Origin of the sequence: Aquincola sp. J276 (assembly GCF_024700035.1) — a bacterium.
GTDB classification, from domain to species: Bacteria; Pseudomonadota; Gammaproteobacteria; order Burkholderiales; family Burkholderiaceae_C; genus Aquincola; species Aquincola tertiaricarbonis.
The window spans coordinates 897779-920822 of record NZ_JAJONC010000001.1 but is presented as its reverse complement, the minus strand read 5'-3'; the positions used below and the strand labels follow the sequence as shown (position 1 = coordinate 920822).

Here is a 23044-nt window from a genome sequence, read left to right as displayed (position 1 = left end):
GACCCGGCCCCGCATCAGGCCCGGGCGAAGGCCAGCAGGTCGGCGTTCAACTGGTCCTTGGCGGTGTCGCCCAGGCTGTGGCTGCCGCCCTTGTAGATCTTCAGCTCCGCGCCCTTGACCAGCTTGGCCGACAGCAGTGCGGCACCGCCGATGGGCACGATCTGGTCGTCATCGCCGTGGATGATCAGCGTGGGGATGTCGAACTTCTTCAGGTCCTCGGTGAAGTCGGTCTCGCTGAAGGCCTTGATGCAGTCATAGGCGTTCTTGTGGCCGGACATCATGCCCTGCATGTACCAGGACTGGATCAGCCCCTGCGACACCTTGGCGCCGGGCCGGTTGAAGTTGAAGAAGGGGCCGCTGGCCACGTCCAGGAAGAACTGGGCGCGGTCGGCCAGGTAGGCCTGGCGGAAGCCGTCGAACACCTCCATCGGCAAGCCTTGGGGATTGTTCGGCGACTTCACCATGATGGGCGGCACCGCGCCCATGAGCACCGCCTTGCTGACGCGCTGGCTGCCGTGGCGGCCGATGTAGCGTGCCACTTCGCCACCGCCGGTGGAGTGGCCGACCATCATGGCGCCGGTGATCTCCAGCTTGGTCAGCAGCGCCTGCAGGTCGTCGGCATAGGTGTCCATCTCGTTGCCGTGCCACGGCTGGCTGGAGCGGCCGTGCCCGCGCCGGTCGTGGGCGATGCACCGGAAGCCGTGCGAGGCCAGGTGGAACATCTGCGCGTCCCATGCGTCGGCGCTCAGCGGCCAGCCGTGGCTGAACGTGACGACCTTGCCGTCCTTCGGACCCCAGTCCTTGTAGTAGATCTGGGTGCCGTCGGGGGTGGTGATGTACATGGCTGTCTTCCTTTCAGGGGGTGGGTGGCCGGGAGGGCCGCGAGGGAGGAGGTGGCGGTGAAGGCGGTGACCAGCGGGAAGGAGCCGGCCGCCACCAGCGCGGTGGTGCCGGCAAGCAGGTCGCGTCTGCGCAGCCGCAGGGCATCGTTGGCGCGGTCCATGGCTGCCGCGTCAGAAGGCGGAAGGCGCGACGAAGGGCGCGCTCCACAAGGTGACCTGCAGCGTCACCGACTTGAACCAGGCCGCATGCATCGCCTCCACCTCGTCGGCCGCATGGCCCTTGCGGGCCAGGAAGGGCTTGACCGTGGCGGTGATCGGCACGATGAAGGCGATGATGTAGCGCAGGTGCACCGACTGCGCTGCCGAGCAGACGCCGTCGGTCCGGTTCTTCCCGGCGCTGGTGTGGCGCAGTCCGATCTCGTGCTGGTAGTCCAGCCAGGCGCGGTCGTAGCTGGCGGCGCAGGTATCGCGTATCCATTGTCCGAAGCGGCGCCGCACGGCGGCCAGGTAGGCGGCATCGGGCTGCCCGTCGGCACCGCTGAAGTAGCGCACCAGGTGCGGATGGGCACCGACGAAGCCGTACCAGACGTCCAGCACGTCTTCCACCTGGTCGGCCAGCACCTCGCCGGCCCGCCGCAGGTGCTCCAGGTCGTCCGGGCCGAGCAGCACGCTCTGCTTGAGCAGGCCGAATTCCTCGTCGCTGATCGGCGATCGCGCGACGGCGCTGCTGCCGTAGGTGTAGCCGGGGATCACGGTCTTGCTCATGGCGCAGGTCCTTGGGTTGGTCAGGTGCCCACAGCTTAGGCAGCACCCCCGGGCCGTGCATGCTCCGGTGGTCACACCGGCGGCTATCGCTTTGGTGCAGCCCGGCCCGGCCGGCAGGCGGCTACAACGCGTCGAGCCGGACATTGGCGGCCTTGACCATCCTGGCGTAGCGCTGCTCGTCGTGGGCGAGCTGCTCGGCGAACGCGGCCGCTGGCCTGCCGACCGCCTCCACGCCGAACGGCAGCACCACGCGGCCATGGAAGCCGGGCGAGCGGGCGAGCCCGCTCAAGGCGTGCGACAGGCGCTCCACCACGGCGGGCGGCGTGGCGCGCGGCGCCACGATGCCGAACCAGCCACCGCCTTCCAACGGCACGCCCTGCTCGGCGGCGGTGGGCACGTCCGGCATGGCAGGCTGGCGCTGCGCGGAGAAGGCCGCCAGCACCTTCAACCGGCCGGCCTGCACCAGCGGCAGCGTGGGACCCTGCAGCGACATCAGCACCTGGATCTCGCCGTTGAGCAGCGCGGGCATCGCATCGGCCGTGCCCTTGTAGGGCACATGCAGCAGGTCGGTGCCGGTCATCTGCTTGAAGGTCTCGGTCAGCAGGTGCGGGCTGCTGCCCAGGCCGTAGGAGCCGTAGGCGGCCCGGCCCGGATGGGCCTTCAGCCATGCCACCAGTTCCGGCAGGCTGGTGGCCGGAACGCCGGGATGCACGAAGAGGTAGACCGCGGCCGTCACCATCTGGCACACCGGCACGAAGTCCTGCTTGGGGTCGTAGCGCAGCCGCGCGTACACCAGCGGATTGATGGACATCGCCGCGTCCGACGCCAGCATCAGCGTGTGGCCGTCGGGCACCGACCGGGCCACCAGTTCGGCGGCGATCTGGCCGTTGGCACCCGCGCGGTTGTCCACCGTCACCGGCTGGCCCCACAGGCTTGCCAGTTCGGCGGCGGCCAGTCGGGCCACCAGGTCCGCGACGCCGCCGGGCGGGAACATCACGACGATGGTGATCGGCCGGCTGGGGAAGGGCATCACCGGCGGCGCCGCGCGGGCGGCGGGCCAGGCAAGCGCGGCCAGGGCCAGGGCATGGAAGTGACGGCGGCGCAGTGCGGCAAGGTCGGGCATGGGGCTCACCGGAAGTCGAGGGTGGCGGGGGCCTTGCATCTTCGCCAAGCGGGCGGCCGAGCGGTGGGTGCGGCATGCCGATGCAGATGACAGATGACATGCGGCCCCTGCCACCAAGGTCGTAGGCCGCGGCCGCACTTTGCGGCGATGTGCCGGCCCGCCGGGCTGCCTACGCTTGCCTGCATGCCCGCCCCACTGACGCAAGGAAGCCCATGAAGACTGCCCTGTACCACGCCAACGGCGCACCCGTGGCCGACAACCAGAACATCCTCACCGCCGGCCCGCGCGGCCCGGCGCTGCTGCAGGACCTGTGGCTGATCGAAAAGCTCGCGCACTTCGACCGCGAGGTCATCCCCGAGCGACGCATGCATGCCAAGGGCTCCGGCGCCCATGGCAGCTTCACCGTCACCCACGACATCACCCGCTACAGCAAGGCCGCGCTGTTCTCCGAGGTAGGCAAGCACACGCCGGTCTTCGTCCGCTTCTCCACCGTGGCCGGCGAGCGCGGCGCGGCCGATGCGGAACGCGACATCCGCGGCTTCGCGGTCAAGTTCTATACCGAGGAAGGCAACTGGGACCTGGTGGGCAACAACACGCCGGTGTTCTTCATGCGCGACCCGCTGCGCTTCACCGACCTGAACCGCGCCGTCAAGCGCGACCCGCGCAGCAACCTGCGCAGCGCGCATGGCAACTGGGACTTCTGGACGCTGGTGCCCGAGTCGCTGCACCAGGTGACCATCGTCATGAGCGACCGCGGCATCCCGGCCAGCTACCGACACATGCATGGCTTCGGCAGCCATACCTTCAGCCTGGTGAATGCCGACAACGAGCGGCACTGGGTCAAGTTCCACCTGCGCTCGCGCCAGGGCATCCGCAACCTGACCGATGCACAGGCGCAGGCCCTGGTGGGGCAGGACCGCGAGAGTTCGCAGCGCGACCTGTTCACGGCCATCGAGTCGGGCGACTTCCCGCGCTGGCAGCTGTGCATCCAGGTGATGACGGAACGGCAGGCGCGCTCGCTGGCCTTCAATCCGTTCGACCTCAGCAAGGTGTGGCCGCATGCCGACCATCCGCTGATCGAGGTGGGCGAGCTGGTGCTGGACCGCAATCCCGACAACTACTTCGCCGAGGTGGAGCAGGCGGCCTTCTCGCCGGCCAACCTGGTGCCGGGCATCGGCCTGTCGCCCGACAAGATGCTGCAGGCGCGGCTGTTCTCGTACGGCGACACCCAGCGCCATCGGCTGGGGGTCAACTTCCACCTGATCCCGGTCAATGCGCCGCGCTGCCCCGTGCACAGCTACCACCGCGACGGTGCCATGCGGGTGGATGCCAATGCCGGCGGCACCATCGGCTATGCGCCCAACAGCCAAGGCGAATGGCAGGACCATCCGGCGCTGGCCGAGCCGCCGCTGGCGCTGCAGGGCGATGCCGCCCATTGGGATGCACGCGGCGACGACGACCACTATTCGCAGCCGCGGGCGCTGTTCCGGCTGATGAGCCCGGCGCAGCAGCAGGCGCTGTTCGACAACACCGCGCGTTCCATCCAGGGCGCATCACGCGAGGTGAAGGAGCGCCACGTCGCCCGCTGCGCCCGGGCCGATGCCGCTTACGGCGCCGGCGTGGCCGCGGCCATCCGCGCGCTGGAATTCCCCACATCCCCACAAGGAGCACACCCCATGATCGACCGACTGGACATCGCCACGCCCGACGGCGCCTTCCATGCGCATGTGCATCGGCCCGCCCGGCCCAACGGGGCCGCCGTGGTGGTGCTGCAGGAGATCTTCGGCATCAATGCCGACATGAAGCAGACCTGCGCGGAGCTGGCGGACCAGGGCTTCCTCGCGGTGTGCCCCGATCTCTTCTGGCGGCAGGAGCCCGGCGTGGAGCTGAGCGACGCGACGCAGGCTGACTGGGAGAAGGGCTTCGCGCTGTACTCGCGCTTCGACCGCGACCTGGGCGTGGTCGACGTCGGCGCCACCATCGCCGCGGTGCGGCGCCATCTCGGCGGCACCGGCAAGGTCGGCGTGATGGGCTATTGCCTGGGCGGGCTGATGACCTTCCTGACGGCGGCGCGACTCGGTGCCGATGCGGCGGTGGCCTATTACGGCGGCGGCACCGAGCAGTACGTGGACGAGGCCGCCACGCTCAGCTCGCCGCTGCTGATGCACCTGGCGGAGGAAGACGAGTTCATCGACCGCGCCGCGCGCGAACGCATCGTGCAGGCCCTGGCTGGCCATCCCTGGGCGCAGGTGCATACCTATCCCGGCTGCAACCATGCCTTCGCCCGCCACCGGGGCGCGCATTACGACGCCGCGGCGGCGGCGCTGGCCAACGGCCGCACGGCGCAGTTCCTGGCCACCCACCTGGCCTGACGACGCCCAGGCCGTAGGCCGCGGCTTCAGGCCGCGGACGACCAGGCCGACAGCAGCCCGGTGGCGGTGCGCAGGTCGTGCGTGGCCCAGCCCTCGGCGAAGCGTTCCACCACCGGTTCCAGCACCGCACGCGCAGCGCCGGGCCCCTGGTGCAGCGCTGCTTGCCGTGCCAGGGTGGTGGCGGTGCGCAGCTGCCAGGCCAGCGCGCCCTGGGCCTTGGCGATGGCTGCGGATTGCCGCAGCAGCGCCTGCGCCTCGGCCGGTTGCGCGGCCTGGCCGAGCAGCGCGACAGCCTGGCTGCGCAGTACCTCCGGCGCGCACCAGACGCGGTGGCGCTCGGCCAGCGCACGCTGCACCGCCTGCGGCGAGGCCATGCCCTCGACCAGGGTGGCCAGCACCTCCTGCTGCATCGCGTTGTAGGGCAGGGCGTCGGCGGCTGGCGCGGCGGGCCGCGGCGCCGGCGAGTGGCCCCGCAGCACCAGCGCCGCATCGAAGCAGCGCGCCCACAGCGACCAGATCGTCAGCGACTGGCGGGCCGCGCGCTCCGCCAGCATGGCCACGCAGTCGTCGGCCGCTGGCAGGTCGCCGTTCCACAGCGCGACCAGGCAGGCACTCACGCCCAGGGCGTACATCTGGCCCAGCAGCTGGCCGGCGGACAGGCTCTCCTCCACCGATTCGCGGGCCGCCGCCCAGGCGGCATCGGGCCGGCCCATCATCCACAGTGCCCGGGCATTGAAGGCCAGCGCGATCACCCGGTGGTCCACCTCGAAGGCGCGCCGCTGCAGGCTGCGCCCCGCCACCCCCGGGTGCTGGAGGATGGCCTGGCCATGCGCATGGGCGCGCTGGTGCTCGCCCAGGGTGTGCAGGCTCAGCAGCATCATCCGGTGGCGCAGCAGCTCGTCCTGCGGGTCGTCGGAAGCGGCCGTGGCGCTGGAGAACTGCAGCGCCCACTCGAGCGCCGTCTCGTACTCGCCATTCACCACGCTGGCATTCCACAGCCGGAACAGCATCTGCCGGCCGCAGGCCGCGTCGCCCAGCTGGCCGGCCAGGGCCAGCGCGCGCCGGCAGGCGGCCACCAGCAGCGGCGAGCCCGGCCCGGCGGCATGCACCAGCGCCTGGGCATAGGCCGCCTGCAGCCGCATCTCCAGCGGCGGCGGTGCCTGCGGCAGGCCGGGCAGCAGGGCCAGTGCGCGCTCGGCGATCAGCCGGTATTCACCCAGCAGCGAGCGCTGGAACCAGGGGCCGGCCGCATCGGCGGCCAGCTGCAGCGCCAGGGCCGCGTCGCCCTCGGCCGACAACGCCCATTCCAGTGCCGCCCGCACGCCCGGCTCCAGCGCCGGGCCGTCCATCGCGCCGGCCTGCAGCCGGGCGGCCATGTGCAGCGCATGCTGCCGCTGCACCGCCGCGGACTCGCCCGCCTGCAGCAGCTGCTCCCGGGCATAGGCGCGGGTGGTCTCCAGCAAGCGGTAGACGACATGCGCGCCGCCCACGTCCGCCTGCAGCAGCGACTTGAGCGCCAGCGACGACAGCAGCGGCAGCGGCCGCAGCCGGGGCCAGGGCCGCAGCACCGCGCTGGCGTCCTCCAGGGTGAAGGCCGACGGGAACACCGACAGCGCCCGCAGCGCCTGCTGCTCGTCGGCCGACAGCGTCTGGTGGCTCCACTCCAGGGCCGCATGCAGCGTCTTGTGGCGCGGCGGTGCGGTGCGCCGGCCGCCGCTGCGCAGCAGCAGGAAGCGGTCGAGGTCGCCCAGCAGCCCGGTGAGGCCGAAGGTGGCCGCCCGTGAAGCGGCCAGCTCGATGGCCAGCGGCAGGCCGTCCATGCGGCGGCACAGCGCGGCCACCGTGGCCAGCCGCTCCGCCGTGTGCAGCCCCGTCTCGCCGGAGGCGCTGGCGCGTTCCACGAACAGCTGCACCGCGGGATGGGCGAGGTACTGCTCGGCCGTCAGCTCGGCATCGGGCGGCGGCAGCGGCAGCGGTCCCAGGCGCTGCACCGCTTCGCCGCGCGCGCGCAGCGGCTCGCGGCTGGTGGCCAGCAGCAGCACGCCCGGCGCACCCTGGGCCACCTGCTCGGCCAGCGCCGCGGCGGCGTCGATCACATGCTCACAGTTGTCCAGCAGCAGCAAGGCCCGCCGCGCATGCAGCCAGGCCAGCAGGCTGGGCAGGGGATCGGCCTGCACGGCCGGCAGTCCGAGCGCGGCCGCGGTGGCCGCCGGCACCAGGGCCGGGTGCGCCAGCGCCGCCAGGTCCACGAAGAAGACGCCGTCGGCGCAGTCGGCCGCCAGCGCCTGCGCCGCCGCCCGGGCCAGGCTGGTCTTGCCGGCGCCGCCCGGCCCCACCAGGCTGACGAAGCGCTGCTGGCGCAGGCGGGCCTGCAGCGCGGCGATATCCGCTTCACGGCCGATCAGCACGGGTGCGGCCGGCAGGTCGGCCGGGGCGCCGCCGGCCACCGCTGGCGCTGGTGCGGGTGCCGCGGCGGCCTGCAGGGCCTGCACCGCGGCCACGAAGCAGTAGCCGCGCATCGGCACGTGGTCGATGTAGCGGCCCTGGCCCTTGCCGTCGCCCAGCACCTTGCGCAGGGCCACCAGGTGCACCCGCAGGTTGCCTTCGTCCACCACGCTGTCGGGCCACACCATCGCCATCAGCGCCTCCTTGGACAACACCTGGCCGGCCTGGCGCACCAGCGCCAGCAGCAGGTCGAAGGCGCGGGCGCCCACGCGCAGCGGTGCACCGTCCCGCTCCAGCAGCCGCTGGTGGGGCAGGAGGCGGAAGGGGCCGAAGCAATACGCTGCAGCCGGCGGCGGCGGTGTCACGGTCAGGGTGTCGGCCATGCATCGACGGTGGGCGAAAGGCCCGCCAAGCTTAAGCCGGCGCAGCCCGTTGCCAGCGGCTGCCGACCGCTTGCGGCCTATCTCTTTGGAGGTAGCGCCGCCTGCCCGCAAGGTGGCGGGCCGCGTACCCACCGCAGCCGGATGGCGGGGCTGCGCATCGCCGCCACAGTGGCCGCCAGTCCCACCGCGGCACGGCCGTTCTTGACGGAGGAGGCCCGATGAAGATCGACATCGGCCATGAGAATTCCACCTGCATCCAGCTGCACGGGCACGACCTGGGCAGCGGCACGCCGGTGCTGCTGGTGCATGGCTGGCCGGTGCGCAGCAGCGTCTGGGACAAGCTGGTGCCGCCCTTGCTGGCGGCGGGCCGCCGCGTCGTCACCTTCGATCGCCGCGGCTTCGGCCGCTCCGGCCGGCCCAGCACCGGGCACGACCTGGACACGCTGGCCGACGACCTGTCCCGCGTGATGGCCAAGCTCGCGCTGCAGGACTGCGTGCTGGTAGGGCATGGCCTCGGCTGCAGCGAGGTGCTGCGCCTGCTGGGCACCTATGGCAGCGAGCGGGTGCGCCGCCTGGTGCTGGTGTCACCGCTGCCGCCGGTGCCCACCGCTGCCCAGGCGCTGCATGACGCGCTGGTGGACGACCGCCCGGCTGCGCTGGAAGCGTTCCTGGCGCGCGCGCTGGGCCGCGCGGCAGCCCCGCTCACCGCCGCCGGCGACCGGGCGCTGTGGATCGATGCGCTGGATGCCTCGCCGCTGGCGCAGCTGGCCTGCGTGCAGGCCTGGGCGGGCGCCGACCTGCGCGACGACCTGGCGCGCATCGCGGTGTCCGGCGTCGTGGTGCATGGCAGCGAAGACCGCATCGCGCCCCCGGCCAGTGCCGCAGTGCCGCTGTGCGAGGCCCTGGCCGGCGGCGTGCTGCACACCGTACCCGGCGGCCCGCATGCGCTGCCGTGGACGCATGCGCCGCAGGTGCTGCAGGCGCTGCTGGCGGCCAGCGGCTGACAACCTAGCGCCAAGGAGGTAGGCCGCACCTGCCGCTTGGCGGGACGCGGCGCGACCGCCGTCCTGCCACAGTGCGGAGCCCGGCCACCTGCCTCTTGCCATGCCCGACGAGACTGCGCTGCATTTCGGTCCGTTCCGCCTGTTGCCTTCGCGCCGCCAGCTGTTCGAGGGCGACAGGCCGGTGGCCATCGGCGGCCGTGCCTTCGACCTGCTGGTGGCCCTGGTGGACTGCGCCGGCGACGTGGTGCCCGCCAAGGTGCTGCTGGAGCGGGTGTGGGGCCGCAGCGTGGTGGACGACAGCAGCCTGCGGGTGCACATCGCGACGCTGCGCAAGCTGCTGGGCGATGGCCGCGACGGCCTGCGCTACATCAGCAACGTGCCGCTGCGGGGCTACTGCTTCGTGGCACCGGTGTCCCCTGCGCAGGCGGGCGAGGCCGGTGCGTCGACCGATGCACCGGCCGCGGCCGCGGGCGCGCTGCCACCCGACCCTGAGCGCCCGGGCCGCCTGCCCACCCCGGTGCGCCTGCTGGGCCGGGAGGCCAGCATCGACGAGATCGCGCAGCGGCTCGGGGCCTGCCGGTGCCTGTCCATCGTCGGCCCTGGCGGCATCGGCAAGACCGCCGTGGCCGTGGCCGCGGCGCACCGGCTGCGGGAGGCCTTCGAGCACGGGGCGGTGTTCCTCGACCTCACGCCGCTGGGCCACGCCGCGCTGGTGCCCACGCTGCTGGCCTCCGCGCTGGGCATCGCGGTGGATGCCTTGCGGCCGATCGACGCGCTGGCCCGCCACCTGCAAGGCCGGCAGCTGCTGGTGGTGCTGGACAACTGCGAACACCTGATCGACGCCACCGCCGACCTGGCGCAGCAGCTGCTGGCCCGGGCACCGCGGCTGCGCCTGCTGGCCACCAGCCGCGAGGCCTTGCGCGTGGACGGCGAGCTGCTGCACCGGTTGCCGCCGCTGCCGGCGCCGCCGGCCGCCGTGCCGCTGAGCCTGGACCAGGCCCGCAGCTATCCGGCGGTGCAGCTGTTCGCCGAGCGGGCCAGCGACGGCCTCGGCGGTTTCGTGCTGCAGGAAGCCGATGCCGAGGTGGTGGGCGAGATCTGCCGCCGGCTCGATGGCATTCCGCTGGCCATCGAGCTGGCCGCCGCCAGCGTGCAGGTGCTGGGCATCCATGAGCTGGCCAGTCACCTGGGCGACCGGCTGTCCATGCTGGTGCACGGCCGGCGCACTGCCTTGCCGCGCCACCAGACGCTGCGGGCCACGCTGGACTGGAGCTTCGACCTGCTGGGCCCGGCGGAGCAGTCGGTGCTGATGCGGCTGTCGGTGTTCCGCGGCTGGTTCACGCTGGAAGCGGCGGACGCCGTGTGCACCGACGGCGCAGGCCGGCTGGACGTCATCGACTGCGTGGGCCAGCTGGTGGGCAAGTCGATGCTGTCGGCCGACGTGGGCGGCGAGGTGGCGTACTACCGGCTGCTGGAAAGCACGCGGGCCTATGCGCAGGAGCGGCTGGCCGCGCGTGGCGAATGGGCGGCTACCGCGGCCCGCCACGCGCTGCACCAGCAGTCGGTGTACCTGGAGGCCGAGGCCGGCCGCGAGCAGCGCTCGCCCGGCCAGTGGATCGCGCTGCATGGCCGCGGCATCGACGACCTGCGCGCCGCCATCGCCTGGGCCTTCGGTGCGGGAGGGGCCGGCGTGGTGGGCGTGACGCTGGTGGCCACCTCGGCGCCGCTGTGGTTCGCGCTGTCACTCATCGGCGAATACCGGCAGCTGGCGGAACAGGCGCTGGCCCAGGCCCGCCAGCAGCCGGTGGACGCCATCCGGCTGATGCAACTGCACGAAGCCCATGGCCATGCGCTGTGGCACACGCGAGGCAGCGGCCCGGCGATGCACGAGGCCTTCAGCCAGGCCCTGGCGCTGGCCGAGCGCAACGCTGCCGTGGCCTACCAGCTGCGCGCGGTGTGGGGCCTGTGGCTCATCTGCAATACCGTGGGCGACTATGCCGGCTCGCGGCGGCTGGCCGAGCGCTTCGGTGACATCGCCGGCCCGGCGCCGCCACCGGACACCGCGCTCACCCACGACCGCATGATGGCGCTGGGCCTGCACTTCCACGGCGAGCAGGCGCGTGCGATGCAGCATGCGCGGCGGGTGCTGGAACATCCCATCACCGTCAACCATGTGGCCCGCAACAGCGGCTTCCAGTTCGACCAGCGGGTGAGCGCGCTCACCGTGCTGGCGCGCATCCTGTGGGTGCGCGGCTTGCCGGAGCAGGCGCTGGCACATGCCCGGCTGGCGGTGCAGGAGGCGCAGCAGATCCGGCATGCGCTGTCGCTGTGCTACGCCATCGCCAACGGGGCGGCACCGGTGGCCTTCTGGGCCGGCGACCGGGAGGCGGCGCGGCACTACACCGGCCTGCTGCTGGATTGCGCCACCGATGCCGCGCTGGACTTCTGGCTGGCCTTCGGCCACGGCTACCGGCTGGCACTGCTGCTCACCGATGCCGATGCCGCCGCGCGCATGCCGGCCCCGCCGCTGCAGCATCCGGCGGCCGGCCAGCTGCTGCGCGAGACGCTGTGCACCATCGACGCCACCCTGGCGGACGACGACCTGCTGGCCCGTGCCCGCCTGGGCGGCGGCAGCTGGTGCGCGCCCGAGCTGATGCGGGTGAAGGCACTGCGCCTGCTGCAGCAGGGGGAGGGCGCCTGCCAGGCCGAGGCGCGCCAGCTGCTGCGCGAGGCCATCGAGCTGGCGCGCGAGCAGCAGGCGCTGTCGTGGGAGCTGCGCTGCACCATGGCGCTGGCCCGCTGCTGGCAGCAGGAAGGCCAGGCAAGATGGGGCCTGCCGCTGCTGACCGGTGTGCTGGAGCGCTTCACCGAAGGCCACGACACCGCGGACCTGCGTGCGGCCGGCCAGCTGCTGTACAGCCTGGAGGCCGGCTGATGCCGGCCCGTCCTGCGGGCAGGTCATGCCGCCAGCACCGCCAGGTGCGATGGCAGCGGCGCCTGCCGGACGGGGGCCTGCGGCAATGCGGCCTGCACCAGGTGATCGATCAGCTTGCGCACCGCCAGCGGCTGGTTGCGGCGCGAGTTGTAGGCCAGGTGCAGGCTGATCGGCTCGCAGCGCCAGCCGCCGAGCACCCGTTGCAACTGGCCCGCCTCCACCGCGTCCTGCACCAGCGGGACCGGCTGCATCAGGATGCCGGCGCCGTGGATGGCCGCGCCCACGAGCACGTCGGCCTGGGCCGATCGCAAGGTGCCGCGCACCGGGTAGGCGGTCAACGAGCGGGCGGGTGCCTGGCCCAGCCGCCACGTCGTCTCGGCCGCGCCCTCGTCGCCGATCAGGCAGTGGTGGCTGGCCAGCTCGTCCGGATGCTGGGGCCGGCCATGGCGATGCAGGTAGTCCGGCGAGGCGAACAGGCCCACCGGCACGTCCGCCAGGTGGCGCGCGATCCAGCTGCTGCGCAGCTGGCTGCCCAGGCACAGGGCGAGATCGGCTTCCTCGCCCACCCGGTCCAGCGGGCCGCTGGCCAGCCGCAGGTCCACCCACACCCGGGGATGGGCGGCCACGAAGCCGGCCAGCGCCGCGCTCAGGTAGGGCCGGGCCAGCGACGCCGGCGCGCTCAGCCGCACCGTGCCGGCCACTTCCGAGGCGCTGAGGCTGCTGAAGGCGGCCAGCTGCTCGTAGCCGTCCAGCAGGTCCACTGCGCGGTCGAGCACCTGCTCACCCACCGGGGTGAGCGCCACACGGCGGGTGGACCGGTGCAGCAGCCGCACGCCGAGCAGGGCTTCCAGGTCCTGCACCGTGCGCGTGACGATGGAACAGGAGACGTCCAGCTGCGCGGCGGCCCGGGCGAAGCCGCCGTGGTCCACCACCGCCTTGAACGTGGCGAGGGCCTTGAGCTTGTCCATGGGAGGTCCTTCCGCGGGCGGATCGGGTCAGGCGTACTGCGGCTGCGCGGCGGGCAGGTCCACCAGCCCGCGGCGCGTGGCTATGCTGGCCGCCTGGGTGCGGCTGCTGGCATCCAGCTTGGACATGATCGCCTTCATGTGGGCCTTGACCGTGCCCACTGCGATCTGCAGCTCGCGTGCGATGGACTTGTTGCAGGCACCGCGCGCCACCAGCCGCAGCACCTCGGCCTCGCGGGTGGTCAGCGCTTCGCGGGTAAGGCTTTCGGCCATGCGCTGCACCACCGCCTGGGACAGGTAGCGCCCGCCATGGCCGACGGTGTGCACGCCTGCGGCCAGTTCGTCGATGGGGCTGCCCAGCACCAGGAAGCCGTACACGCCGGCTTCCAGCGCGCGGCGCACCTCGTGCTCGCGGTCGCTCATCGCCACCACCAGCACCCGGGCGCCGGCCAGGGCCCGCGGCAGCGCATGGCAGCGGGCTTCGGCCAGGTGGGCCAGGCCGCGCTGGTAGTCGGTGACGATCACGTCCACCGCCTGCGGGGCGCCGGCCTGCAGGCCGGGCGGCTCCAGCAGCACGTCCAGCTCGGCCTGCGGCCGCAGGGCCGCTGCCAGGCCCACCGCCAGCAACGGCTCGGCATGGCTGATCAACACGGTGAGGCGCTTGTTCGATACGGCTTGCATGGGGCACTCCTGTGGTGGCTTTCGGGGGCGGCAGCGGCTTCTTGCGCTGCCATGGCTTCATGTTCGTCGCCGGGCCGCGTCGGCGCGAGTTAATGCTTGTGAAACGTTGATGGGTCCGCCGGCATGACACCAAGGACATAGGCGCCGCTACCGCTTCATGGGCTACGGCCGTCGGCGCCGCCGCCCCACGATGCGGCCACCGACCCACCCCTGAAGGAGCCACCATGTTCGGACTCACCCCCCTCGGCGCCGTGCACACCCTGATCAGCCTGCTGGCCCTCGGCTCGGCGCTGCTCGCCCTCGGGCGCCACCAGGCCATCGCCTGGCGCAGCCGCCTGGGACGCTGGTACGTGGGCTCCACGGTGCTCACCTGCCTCACCGGCTTCGGCATCTTCCAGCATGGCGGCTTCGGCGTGCCGCATGCGCTGGGCGTGCTGACGCTGCTGGTGCTGGCCGCATCGGCCGCGGCGGAATACGCCGGCTGGTTCGGCCGCGCGGCTCGCTACGTGGCGACGCTGGGCCTGTCGCTCACCGTGTTCTTCCACCTGATACCGGGCGTGACCGAGACCTTCACCCGGGTGCCGGCGGGCATGCCGCTGTTCACGGGGCCGGACGATCCGGCGCTGCAGAAGCTGGTGGGGCTGCTGTTCCTGCTCTTCCTGCTGGGTGCCGGCTGGCAGGTGCGCCGCCTGCGCGCCGGCCGCGGGGGCACCACGCCGGTGGCCGCGAACGGCCGGGTTGTCTAGACAAGTCGGGTGCCGGCCGCCAGGCAGGCCCATACGCGGTCGGCGGTCAGCGGCACCTGCAGGCTCGGCGCGCCCGATGCCTGCCCGCCGCGCAGCAGGGCGTCCACGACGGCGTTGACCACGGCGGGCGTGGCGCCGATGGCGCCCAGCTCGCCCGCCCCCTTGGCGCCCAGGCCGTTGGTCAGGCAGGGCGTGTCGCCGGCCAGCCGCGTGCGGAAGTCGGGCAGGTCAGCGGCGCGCGGCAGCGCATAGTCCATCAGGCTGCCGGTGAGCAGCTGGCCCTGTGCGTCATGGCGCAGCTGTTCCCACAGCGCCTGGCCGATGCCCTGGGCCACCGCGCCGTCGATCTGGCCACAGGCCAGCACCGGGTCCACCACGTGGCCGATGTCGTTGACCGAGCTGTAGGCCACCACCTGCACCTCGCCGGTGGCGGGATCGACTTCCACCTCGCAGGCATGGCAGGCATTGGGCCAGCTGGGGCCTTGTGCGGTGGCGGCGCCGCCGGCCTCGAAGCGGCCACCCGGCTGGCGCGCGGCCAGCTCGAACAGGGTCACGCCGGCGTCGGTGCCGGCCACGCGCAGCAGGCCACGTTCATGGCCGATGTCCTCCAGAGGTGCTTCCAGCACCTGGGCGGCCAGCTCACGCGCTGTCTGCACCAGTGCCGCGGCCGCCGGCGCCATGGCCGCGCCGCCCATGAACAGGGAACGGGAGCCGCCGCTGCCGAAGCCGTCCACCTCGTCGGTATCGCCCTGCACGAGGCGCAGGCTCGACGCCGGCAGACCCAGCGCGCCGGCGGCCAGCTTCAGCAGGCTGGCGGCGATGCCCTGGCCCATCTCCTGGGCGCCGGACACCACCGCCACCCAGCCGCGGGCGTCCACCCGCAGGCGCAGGGTTTCGCTGAGGGCGAAGGCGCCGGTCCATGCCAGGAAGCAGGCCAGGCCGCGGCCGCGCAGCCGTCCCCGCTTTGCCGAGTCGGTGGCGCGGCGCTCGAAGCCGGCCCAGTCGGCCAGCGCCAGCGTGTCGTCCAGCCGCCGGGCGAACTGGCCGCTGTCGATCACCTGGCCGCAGGCGCTGCGGTAGGGCATCTGCTGCGGCCGCACCATGTTGCGCCGGCGCAGCGCCGCGGCATCCATGCCCAGCTGGCGCGCGGCCGCTTCCACCAGCCGCTCCAGCAGGTGCGCCACCTCGGGCTGGCCGGCACCGCGGTAGGGGCCCACCGGTGCGGTGTGGGTGAGCACGGCGCGGCATTCGATGTCGACCTGGGGAATGTCGTACACGCCCGTGGCCACCATGGGGCCGACGGCCAGCGGCATCAGCACCGCCATCGGCGCGGCATAGGCGCCGATGTTGGCGATGCAGCGCAGGCGCAGGGCCAGCATGCGGCCCTCGGCATCCAGGGCCAGTTCGCCCTGCAGGAACACGTCGCGCGCATGCGGCGCGGCGCACAGGTCCTCGCTGCGGCTGGCCTGCCAGCGCACCGGCCGCTGAAGCCGCCATGCCGCCAGGCAGGTGACCACGTCTTCGGCATGCAGCACCGTCTTCATGCCGAAGCCGCCGCCCACGTCGCCGGTGCGCACCCGCAGCGGCACGTCCCGCAGCATGGGCAGCGCCGCCAGCAAGGCGCTGCGCAGCGGGCTGGCCATCTGCGTGCTGGCCTGCACCGTCAGGCCGCCGGTGTGCACATCGGGCAGCGCCAGCAGCACGCGCGGCTCCATCGGGCAGGCGGCGACGCGCGGGCTGTCCACGTCCAGGCACACCCGGTGTGCGCTGCGGTCGAAGGCGGCCTGGGTGGCGGCCGCATCGCCGTGGCGCAGGCAGGCGGCGACGTTGTCGGGCAGGTCCTCGCACAGGCGCGGTGCCTGCGGCGCCTGGGCACCGTGCGCATCGGCCACCGCCGGCAGCGGCTGCCAGCACAGCAGGGCCTGCAGGGCTTCGGCAGCGGCCCGTGCCTGGCGGGCGGTGCAGGCCACCACGGCGGCCACCGGCTCGCCCACATGCCGCACGAGGCCACCGGCCAGCACATGCCGCGTGGCCGAGGTGGCAGCGCCGCCATCGGGCCGCTGCAGGCCGCTCACCAGCGGCAGCGGCTGCACGCCGGCCTGCTGCAGGTCGGCGGCCGTCCACACCGCCAGCACGCCGGGCCAGCTGCCGATGGCGCCGGCCTCCACCGCAGCCAGCCGCGCATGGGCATGCGGCGACCGCACGAAGCAGACCACCGCCGCCTGCGCCGCGGCGGCCAGGTCGTCCACATAGGCGCCCGCGCCGCGCAGCAGGCGCTCGTCGTCGGGGCGGCCGGGCCAGTCGCCGGCAGGTGGCGGGGAGGGTTCCACGAACACCAGCATGCCAGCGGCCGCCGCAGGTGCGGGCGCCCGGCCGCGTCTTTGTGTCAGATGACATCCGCGGCGCATGGTGCCGGCGGGCGCGGTGTCATGATCGAGCCGGGCCCGCCAATGTCCCTGCTGTTCGATGACATCGCCTGACACTGCCGACGAAACGCTCCTGCTCGACGACGGTGAACTGGTGCTGTTGCGCACCGGCAGCGGCCGCCTGCTGCGCCGGGCCCGCGGCGGCGGTGCGGCCGCCCGCCGCCTGCTGGAGGCGGAATACGCCTGGCGCGGCCGGCTGCAGCCGGCCTGGGCCGCGGTGCCATCGGCCCTCGAGCTGGATGCGCCCTGGCCGCAGCTGCATCTGCAGGATCCGGGCGGCGAGCCGCTGGCCGGCCTGCTGGAGCAGCCCTGGCCCCTCGAGCGGTTCCTGGCGGTGGCCGTGGCGATGGCGCGTGCGCTGGGCCGTCTGCATGCGGCCGGCCTGGTGCACCGCGACCTCCACCCGGCCCGGCTGCTGGTGCAGCCGGGGAGGGCCGGGCCTGGCTGCTGGGCTTCGCCCATGCGGCGGAAGCGGCACGGGCCGATGGCGACCCCGGCGGCGAAGCGCCGGCCCGGCTCACCCATGCGGCGCCGGAACTCAGCGGCCGCGGTCACCGTCCGGCCGATGCCCGCAGCGACCTCTATGCCCTCGGCGTGGTGCTGTTCGAGATGCTGACGGCCCGGCTGCCGTTTCCGGGCCACGATCCCATCGCGCTGATCCAGGCGCATGCGGCTGCGCCGGCACCGCTGGCCGGCGCCTGCGTGCCGGGCCTGCCGGCGCAGCTCGACGACATCCTGCAGAAGTTGCTGGCCAAGTCGCCAGCCGAGCGCTACCAGACGGCCGCCGCGCTGGCGGCCGACCTGCACCGCTGTCAGGCCGACTGGCGCCAGACCGGCCAGGTGGCCCGCTTTCCGCCGGGCCGCAGCGACCTCGTCGCCCAGCTGCGCATGCCCGACCGCCTGTATGGCCGCGATGCCGACCTGCAGGCCGGCCGCACGCTGGTGGCGCGGGCGGCGGCGGGCGGCTCGGCGCTGCTGGTGCTGACCGGGCCGGCCGGCAGCGGCAAGTCGTCGCTGGTCGAGGCGCTGCAGCAGCGGCTGCCCGATGGCAGCTTCGCCGCGGGCAAGGCCGACCAGTTCCAGCCGCCGCTGCCCTTCGGTGCCTTGTCGCAGGTGCTGCGCAGCCTGGCGCGACGGGTGCTTCGCATGGAGCCGCAGGCGCAGGCGCGCTGGTGCCAACGGCTGCGCGAGGCCCTCGGCCCGCAGGGGGAGGCGCTGCGCCCGCTGGTGCCCGAGCTGGCGGCCTGGCTGCCGGTGGCCGATGCCGCCGGCGAGCTGTCGGCGCAGGACCTGGCACTGCGCTTCCGGCTGGCGGTGTGCCGCTTCCTCGGCGTGTTCGCGCAGCCGGGCCGCCCGCTGGTGCTGTTCTTCGACGACCTGCAGTGGTGCGACGCCGCCACGCTGCAGCTGGTGCTGCACCTGCACCGCGAGGCCCGGCCGCCGCACCTGCTGGTCATTCTGGCCTGTCGCGACACCGGCACCGCGATGCCCGAGGCGCTGGCCGAGCTGCTGGCCGCCCTGCGCGCTGCGCCCGACAGCAGCTTCTGGACGCTCGGCCCGCTGGGCCTGCCCGACATGACGGCGCTGGTGGCCGACAGCCTGCATTGCGGTGAGCAGGAAGCGCTGCCACTGGCCGCGCTGGTGCATGCCGCCAGCGGCGGCAATCCGCTGTTCGCGGCCCAGTTGCTGGGCAGCCTGGCCGACGACGGCCTGCTGCACAACGACGATGCCACCGGCCGCTGGCATTGGCGGCTGGACGAGTTGCACGGTCGGCAGCACCGCGGGGACCTGGTGCGCCTGCTGGTGGACAAGGTGGCGCGGCTGGACACCGCCACCAGCGAGGTGCTGGCGCCGCTGTCCTGCCTGGGCCGCGCGCCGGCCTCGGTGCTGGCCGAGGTGTGCGCGCTGGACGAGGCGGCGCTGCACCGGGCGCTGCAGCCTTCGGTGGATGCCGGCCTGGTGCTGCGGCTGGAGGAGGGCTACGGCTTTGCCCACGACCGGGTGCAGGAGGCGGCGCATGCCCGCCTGGCCGAGGCGGACCGCGTGGCCTGGCACCTGCGCCTGGGCCGGGTGCTGGCCCGGCGGCTGGCGGCCGACGACGCCGGCAGCGCCACCTTCGAGGCGGTGCACCAGCTCAACCTCGGCGCCGCCGCCATCACCGAGCCGCAGCACCTGAAGGCGCTGGCACGGCTGAACCTGGCGGCCGCCCAGGCCGCCCGGGCCGCGACGGCCTACCGGGCGGCGGCCGACTTCGCCGCCAGCGGGCTGGCCCACCTGCCGCCCGGCGCCGGGCCGGACGAACTGGCCGGCGCGCTGCGCCTGATGCAGGCGCATGCGGAGTTCCTGGCGGGCCATCCCGCGCGGGCCGAGCCGCTGCTGCTGGCGCTGATCCACGATGCGCCCGACGCGGTGGCGCATGCGGCCGCCACGCGGGTGCTGATGAGCCTGCAGGTGATGGCATCGCGTTACGCCGATGCGGTGCAGGCGGCCCTGGCCTGCCTGGACCGCTTCGGCCTGCGCATGCCGGCGCATCCCACGCAGCAAGCGGTGCAGCAGGCCTATGACGACGTGCAGGCGCGGCTGTCGGCCCGCCCGCTGGAAGCGCTGCTTGACTTGCCGGCTTGCACCGACGCCGAGGTGGAAGCGGCGATGGGCGTGCTGGCCGAGCTGTTCGCGCCGGCGTGCTTCACCGACGAACGGCTGGCCCTGCTGCACCTGTGTGCGATGGTGGACTTCAGCCTGTCGCGCGGCGTGTCGCCGGGCACGCCACACGGCCTGGCCTGGTTCGGCGTGATGAGCGGCCGCCTGTTCGGCCGCTACCGGGAGGGCCTGGCCCTGGCCCGGCTGTCGCTGCGGCTGACCGAGCGTCCCGGCCTGCGGTCGGCCCGCGCGCGGGCCTTGTTCTCGCTGGAGATCGCCAGCGTGTGGGCGGCGCCGCTGGGCGAGGCCATCGCGCATGGCCGTGCCGCGGTGGACGCCGCGGCGCAGACGGGCGAGCTGGCGGTGGCCTGCTTCGCGCGCCACCACGTGGTCAACGACCGGCTGGTGCGCGGCGATGCGCTGGATGCGGTGGCGCGGGAGATCGAGGACAGCCTGCCCCCGGTGCGGCAGGCGCAATACGACGACGTGATCGACGAGCTGCTGAGCCAGCAGCGCTTCGTCGCGGCGCTGCAGGGCCGCACCGCCGCGCTGCACCGGCTGGACGGCGACGGCTTCGACAGCGCCGCCTTCGAGGCCCGGCTGACGCCGGACCGCATGCCCACGATGATCTTCTGGCACCGCGTGCTGCAGGCGCAGCTGGCCTTCATCGCCGGCCGGCCGTGGCATGCGCAGGCGGCGCTGGATGCGGCCGCGCCACTGCTGTGGTCGGCGGTGCACCTGCAGATCGCCAATTTCCACCTGTTCTCGGTGCTGTGCTGGGCCGCGCTGGCGCGGCGGTGCCCGTGCAGCAGCGCCAGCCACGACGCCGGCAGGTGCAGGCCCTGCTGCAGGGCCTGCAGGCCTGGCGCGACGGCTTCCCGGAGGGCTTCGCCGACCTCGCCGCGCTGGCCGAGGCGCAGTGGACCTACGCCGTGGCCGGGCCGCTGCAGGCCCTGCCGCAGCATGAGCAGGCGGTGGCGCTGGCGCAGGCCAGCGGTCGCTCCTGGCTGGAGGCCCTGGCCAGCGAACTGTCGGCACGCTGCCATGCGCAGGCCGGCCTGCCCACGGCCGCACGGGCGCACTGGCGCCATGCGCGCAGCGCCTGGCTGCGCTGGGGCGCCATGGCCAAGGTGCGGCAACTCGACCGGCAGCAGCCCTGGCTGGCCGAGGAGGCCGGTGCCGCGGCGGCCGGGCCGCCCCTGGTGCAGGTGGACCTGGACCTGGTGGCGCGGGTGTCGCAGACCATCACCGGCGAGATGGACGGCAGCCGGCTGGTGCACACGCTGATGGCCACCGCGCTGGACCTGGGCGATGCCGACAGGGGCCTGCTGCTGGTGCCGGATGGCCAGCCGCTGCTGCTGCGCGCCGTGGCCACGCGCAGCGCCCGGGGCATCGACGTGCAGCCCTGTGCGCGCCCGGTGACGCCGGACGACCTGCCGCCGGACATGCTGGCGCGGGCGGTGCAGCACTCGCGCATCGTCTCGCTCGACGAGATGCCCGCGGCAGACGCGGCGGCGGGAGCCGCGCCGCGCGCCGTCGCAGCGCTGTGCCTGCCGCTGCTGCGCCAGGGCCGGCTGAGCGGCGTGCTGTACCTGGAGCGTCAGGGTGCGGCGGCGGACCCGGGCGGCTTCAGCCGCGAGCGCGCGGCCTTGCTGGCGCTGCTGGCCTCGCAGGGCGCGGTGGCGCTGGACAACGCACGGCTGTACCGCGACTTGACGCACGAGATCCGGGAGCGCCGGCAGGCCGAGCACGAGGCAGAGCAGTCCCGCGCGGCGTTGCAGGAAAGCGAGAACCGCTTCCGCCGCATGGCCGATGCCACGCCTGACGTGATCTGGATCACCGACATCCATCCGGAGCGGGTGCTGTATGCCAATCCCAGCTTCGAGCGCACCTGGGGCCGCCCGGTGGAGGCGCTGTACCGAGACCCGCGGCTGTGGACCGACTGCATCCATCCCGACGACCGCGAGCGCATCAACACCGAGTTCGGCCGCTGGCTGACCTCCGCCGCGCCGCAGGGCTGGGACGTGGACTACCGCATCGTGCGGCCCGACGGTTCGCTGCGTTGGATCCATGAACGCGGCTTCTTCGTCGTCGACGACGAAGGGCGTCCGCACCGGGTCAGCGGCATCTCCAGCGACGTGACGGCCGCGCGGCTGGCGGCGGCGGCGCTGCGCGAGTCGGAAGAGCGCTTCGCGCTGGCGGTGGCAGGCTCCAACGACGGCATCTGGGACTGGGACCTGGCCTCGGACCGCATGTTCCTGTCCGAGCGGGCGCAGCGGTTGTACGGGCTGTCGCCGGGCATGGACACGCGGCCGAGGTCGGAGTGGGTGGCGATGGTGCGCCTGCACCCCGACGACACCCAGCCGCAGCAGGCCATGCTCAGGGACTACCTGGAGCAGCGGCTGCCGCACTACGACTTCGAGGGCCGGGTGCTGCATGCCGGCGACGGCTACCGCTGGGTGCGCATCCGCGGCCTGTGCATCCGCGGCGACGACGGCCGCGCCATGCGCATGGCCGGCTCGGTGAGCGACATCGACAGCATGCGGCGCGCGGAAGCCGCCTTGCGCCAGGCACAGCGGCTGGAGGCGGTGGGCACGCTGGCCGGCGGCGTGGCGCACGACTTCAACAACATCCTTGGCGCCATCCTTGGCTTCGGCGAGATGGCCCTGCGCAACACCCGCGCCGGCAGCCGGCAGCGGCGCGACCTGGAATGCATCGTCGCCGCCGGCGAGCGCGGCCGGGCGCTGGTCGAGCGCATCCTGGCCTTCAGCCGCAGCAGCGTGGGCGAACGTGTGCCGGTGCATGTGGAGGCCGTCGTCCGGGAGGCGCTGGCCCTGCTGGACGCAATGCGGCCAGCCTTCGTGGCGGCCGACGTGCGCCTGGCGGCGGGCCGTGCCGCCATGATCGGCGACGCCACCCAGGTGCACCAGCTGGTGACCAATCTGGTGACCAATGCGCTGCATGCGATGCCGCAGGGCGGCCGCCTCACGGTGGCGCTGCAGCCGCAGGCGCTGGCCGAGCCGGTGCAGACCACCACCGGGCCGCTGCCGGCGGGCGACTACCTGGTGCTGGTGGTGTCCGATACCGGCAGCGGCATCGAGCCGGAGATCCTGGACCGCATCTTCGATCCGTTCTTCACCACCAAGGAGGTGGGCACCGGCACCGGCCTCGGGCTGTCGCTGGTGCATGGCATCGTCACCGACCTGGGCGGCGCGGTGGACGTGGCCACCGCGGTGGGCTGCGGCAGCCGCTTCACCGTCTACCTGCCGCGCAGCGGCGAGGCGCCGGTGCAGCCGCCGCGCGAGCTGCCTTCGCCGCAGCGCGGCCGCCAGGAACAGGTGATGGTGGTGGACGACGAGGAGATGCTGGTGCGCCTGGGCTGCGAGATGCTCAGCGGCCTGGGCTACGTGCCGGTGGGCTTCACCTCGGGGCAGGAGGCACTGGCCGCCTTCCATGCGCATCCGGAGCGCTTCGACGCGGTGCTGACCGACGCCCGCATGCCGCGGCTGTCGGGCCTGGAGCTGATCGAGGCCGTGCGTGCGGTGCGGCCGGCGCTGCCGGTGCTGCTGGTCAGCGGTTTCCTCGGTGCCAGCGCCGCCCAGCGTGCGCGAAAGGCCGGCGCCAGCGCGGTGCTGGCCAAGCCGCTGTCGCAGCGGGAACTGGCCGCGGCGCTGGCGACGGCGCTGGCAACGCGGCGCGCGGACTGATGCCCATGCG

Annotated in this window: 14 protein-coding genes and 1 pseudogene; 8 read left to right on the top strand and 7 right to left on the bottom strand. The window is 73.5% G+C overall.

Translation table 11 applies throughout. From position 1 onward, the window contains the following. Positions 1-14: 14 nt before the first annotated feature. From LRS14_RS04145 to LRS14_RS04135, 3 genes are all read right to left on the bottom strand, one after another. On the bottom strand, positions 15-842 hold the full coding sequence (locus LRS14_RS04145; RefSeq protein WP_046111525.1) for an alpha/beta fold hydrolase: 828 nt from the start codon (positions 840-842) through the stop codon (positions 15-17). A gap of 171 nt (positions 843-1013) precedes the next feature. Continuing rightward, positions 1014-1607, bottom strand: coding sequence for a protoglobin domain-containing protein (locus LRS14_RS04140; protein ID WP_046111328.1), 594 nt, complete (start codon positions 1605-1607; stop codon positions 1014-1016). Positions 1608-1728: 121 nt separating this feature from the next. Then, a complete protein-coding gene (locus LRS14_RS04135) occupies positions 1729-2730 on the bottom strand; it encodes a tripartite tricarboxylate transporter substrate binding protein (protein WP_046111327.1) in 1002 nt (333 codons plus the stop codon). 212 nt (positions 2731-2942) lie between these two features. Here LRS14_RS04135 and LRS14_RS04130 point away from each other — a divergent pair. Both LRS14_RS04130 and LRS14_RS04125 read left to right on the top strand, forming a co-directional pair. Then, positions 2943-4367, top strand: a pseudogene (locus tag LRS14_RS04130) (catalase); the annotation flags it as partial. 39 nt (positions 4368-4406) lie between these two features. Next, positions 4407-5102: a dienelactone hydrolase family protein gene (locus LRS14_RS04125; protein ID WP_257800410.1), complete on the top strand. Its 696-nt coding sequence runs from the start codon at positions 4407-4409 to the stop codon at positions 5100-5102. A gap of 26 nt (positions 5103-5128) precedes the next feature. On the opposite strand, the gene LRS14_RS30185 is transcribed toward LRS14_RS04125, so the two are convergent. Next, entirely contained in the window at positions 5129-7930 is a 2802-nt protein-coding gene (locus LRS14_RS30185) for a winged helix-turn-helix domain-containing protein (protein WP_310740799.1), read from the bottom strand. A gap of 218 nt (positions 7931-8148) precedes the next feature. Between LRS14_RS30185 and LRS14_RS04110 the strand changes: the two genes are divergently transcribed. Further along, positions 8149-8934, top strand: a complete 786-nt coding sequence (locus LRS14_RS04110; RefSeq protein WP_257798702.1) for an alpha/beta fold hydrolase — start codon at positions 8149-8151, stop codon at positions 8932-8934. 100 nt (positions 8935-9034) lie between these two features. Continuing rightward, positions 9035-11869, top strand: a complete 2835-nt coding sequence (locus tag LRS14_RS04105) for a helix-turn-helix transcriptional regulator (protein WP_257798701.1) — start codon at positions 9035-9037, stop codon at positions 11867-11869. A 23-nt stretch (positions 11870-11892) separates the two neighbouring features. Here LRS14_RS04105 and LRS14_RS04100 read toward each other — a convergent pair whose 3' ends face one another. Next, positions 11893-12837, bottom strand: a complete 945-nt coding sequence (locus tag LRS14_RS04100; RefSeq protein WP_052736052.1) for a LysR family transcriptional regulator — start codon at positions 12835-12837, stop codon at positions 11893-11895. A gap of 27 nt (positions 12838-12864) precedes the next feature. After that, positions 12865-13515, bottom strand: a complete 651-nt coding sequence (locus LRS14_RS04095; RefSeq protein ID WP_257798700.1) for a response regulator transcription factor — start codon at positions 13513-13515, stop codon at positions 12865-12867. Between the two features lie 224 nt (positions 13516-13739). On the opposite strand from LRS14_RS04095, the gene LRS14_RS04090 reads away from it, so the two are divergent. Further along, the gene (locus LRS14_RS04090; RefSeq protein WP_257798699.1) at positions 13740-14261 is read left to right on the top strand and encodes a hypothetical protein; all 522 of its coding nucleotides are present in this window, start codon (positions 13740-13742) and stop codon (positions 14259-14261) included. Here LRS14_RS04090 and LRS14_RS04085 read toward each other — a convergent pair. Next, entirely contained in the window at positions 14258-16603 is a 2346-nt protein-coding gene (locus LRS14_RS04085) for a xanthine dehydrogenase family protein molybdopterin-binding subunit (RefSeq protein ID WP_257798698.1), read from the bottom strand. The two genes, LRS14_RS04090 and LRS14_RS04085, sit on opposite strands and share 4 nt — an antisense overlap. A 124-nt stretch (positions 16604-16727) precedes the next feature. On the opposite strand from LRS14_RS04085, the gene LRS14_RS04080 reads away from it, so the two are divergent. From LRS14_RS04080 to LRS14_RS04070, 3 genes are read left to right on the top strand one after another with little or no spacing between them, the layout of a single operon-like run. Further along, positions 16728-17303: a hypothetical protein gene (locus LRS14_RS04080; RefSeq protein ID WP_257798696.1), complete on the top strand. Its 576-nt coding sequence runs from the start codon at positions 16728-16730 to the stop codon at positions 17301-17303. After that, a complete protein-coding gene (locus LRS14_RS04075) occupies positions 17285-20614 on the top strand; it encodes an AAA family ATPase (RefSeq protein ID WP_257798695.1) in 3330 nt (1109 codons plus the stop codon). The genes LRS14_RS04080 and LRS14_RS04075 overlap by 19 nt, the downstream gene beginning before the upstream one ends. Then, positions 20584-23034, top strand: coding sequence for a PAS domain-containing protein (locus tag LRS14_RS04070; RefSeq protein WP_310740848.1), 2451 nt, complete (start codon positions 20584-20586; stop codon positions 23032-23034). The genes LRS14_RS04075 and LRS14_RS04070 overlap by 31 nt, the downstream gene beginning before the upstream one ends. The last annotated feature ends 10 nt before the right edge of the window (positions 23035-23044 follow it).

Excerpts from the sequence above, each read along its gene's own strand:
- LRS14_RS04145 (WP_046111525.1), bottom strand. The coding sequence starts at position 842 with ATGTACATCACCACCCCCGACGGCACCCAGATCTACTACAAGGACTGG.
- LRS14_RS04140 (WP_046111328.1), bottom strand. The coding sequence starts at position 1,607 with ATGAGCAAGACCGTGATCCCCGGCTACACCTACGGCAGCAGCGCCGTC.
- LRS14_RS04135 (WP_046111327.1), bottom strand. The coding sequence starts at position 2,730 with ATGCCCGACCTTGCCGCACTGCGCCGCCGTCACTTCCATGCCCTGGCC.
- LRS14_RS04125 (WP_257800410.1), top strand. The coding sequence starts at position 4,407 with ATGATCGACCGACTGGACATCGCCACGCCCGACGGCGCCTTCCATGCG.
- LRS14_RS30185 (WP_310740799.1), bottom strand. The coding sequence starts at position 7,930 with ATGGCCGACACCCTGACCGTGACACCGCCGCCGCCGGCTGCAGCGTAT.
- LRS14_RS04110 (WP_257798702.1), top strand. The coding sequence starts at position 8,149 with ATGAAGATCGACATCGGCCATGAGAATTCCACCTGCATCCAGCTGCAC.
- LRS14_RS04105 (WP_257798701.1), top strand. The coding sequence starts at position 9,035 with ATGCCCGACGAGACTGCGCTGCATTTCGGTCCGTTCCGCCTGTTGCCT.
- LRS14_RS04100 (WP_052736052.1), bottom strand. The coding sequence starts at position 12,837 with ATGGACAAGCTCAAGGCCCTCGCCACGTTCAAGGCGGTGGTGGACCAC.
- LRS14_RS04095 (WP_257798700.1), bottom strand. The coding sequence starts at position 13,515 with ATGCAAGCCGTATCGAACAAGCGCCTCACCGTGTTGATCAGCCATGCC.
- LRS14_RS04090 (WP_257798699.1), top strand. The coding sequence starts at position 13,740 with ATGTTCGGACTCACCCCCCTCGGCGCCGTGCACACCCTGATCAGCCTG.
- LRS14_RS04085 (WP_257798698.1), bottom strand. The coding sequence starts at position 16,603 with ATGCTGGTGTTCGTGGAACCCTCCCCGCCACCTGCCGGCGACTGGCCC.
- LRS14_RS04080 (WP_257798696.1), top strand. The coding sequence starts at position 16,728 with ATGACATCGCCTGACACTGCCGACGAAACGCTCCTGCTCGACGACGGT.
- LRS14_RS04070 (WP_310740848.1), top strand. The coding sequence starts at position 20,584 with ATGGACGGCAGCCGGCTGGTGCACACGCTGATGGCCACCGCGCTGGAC.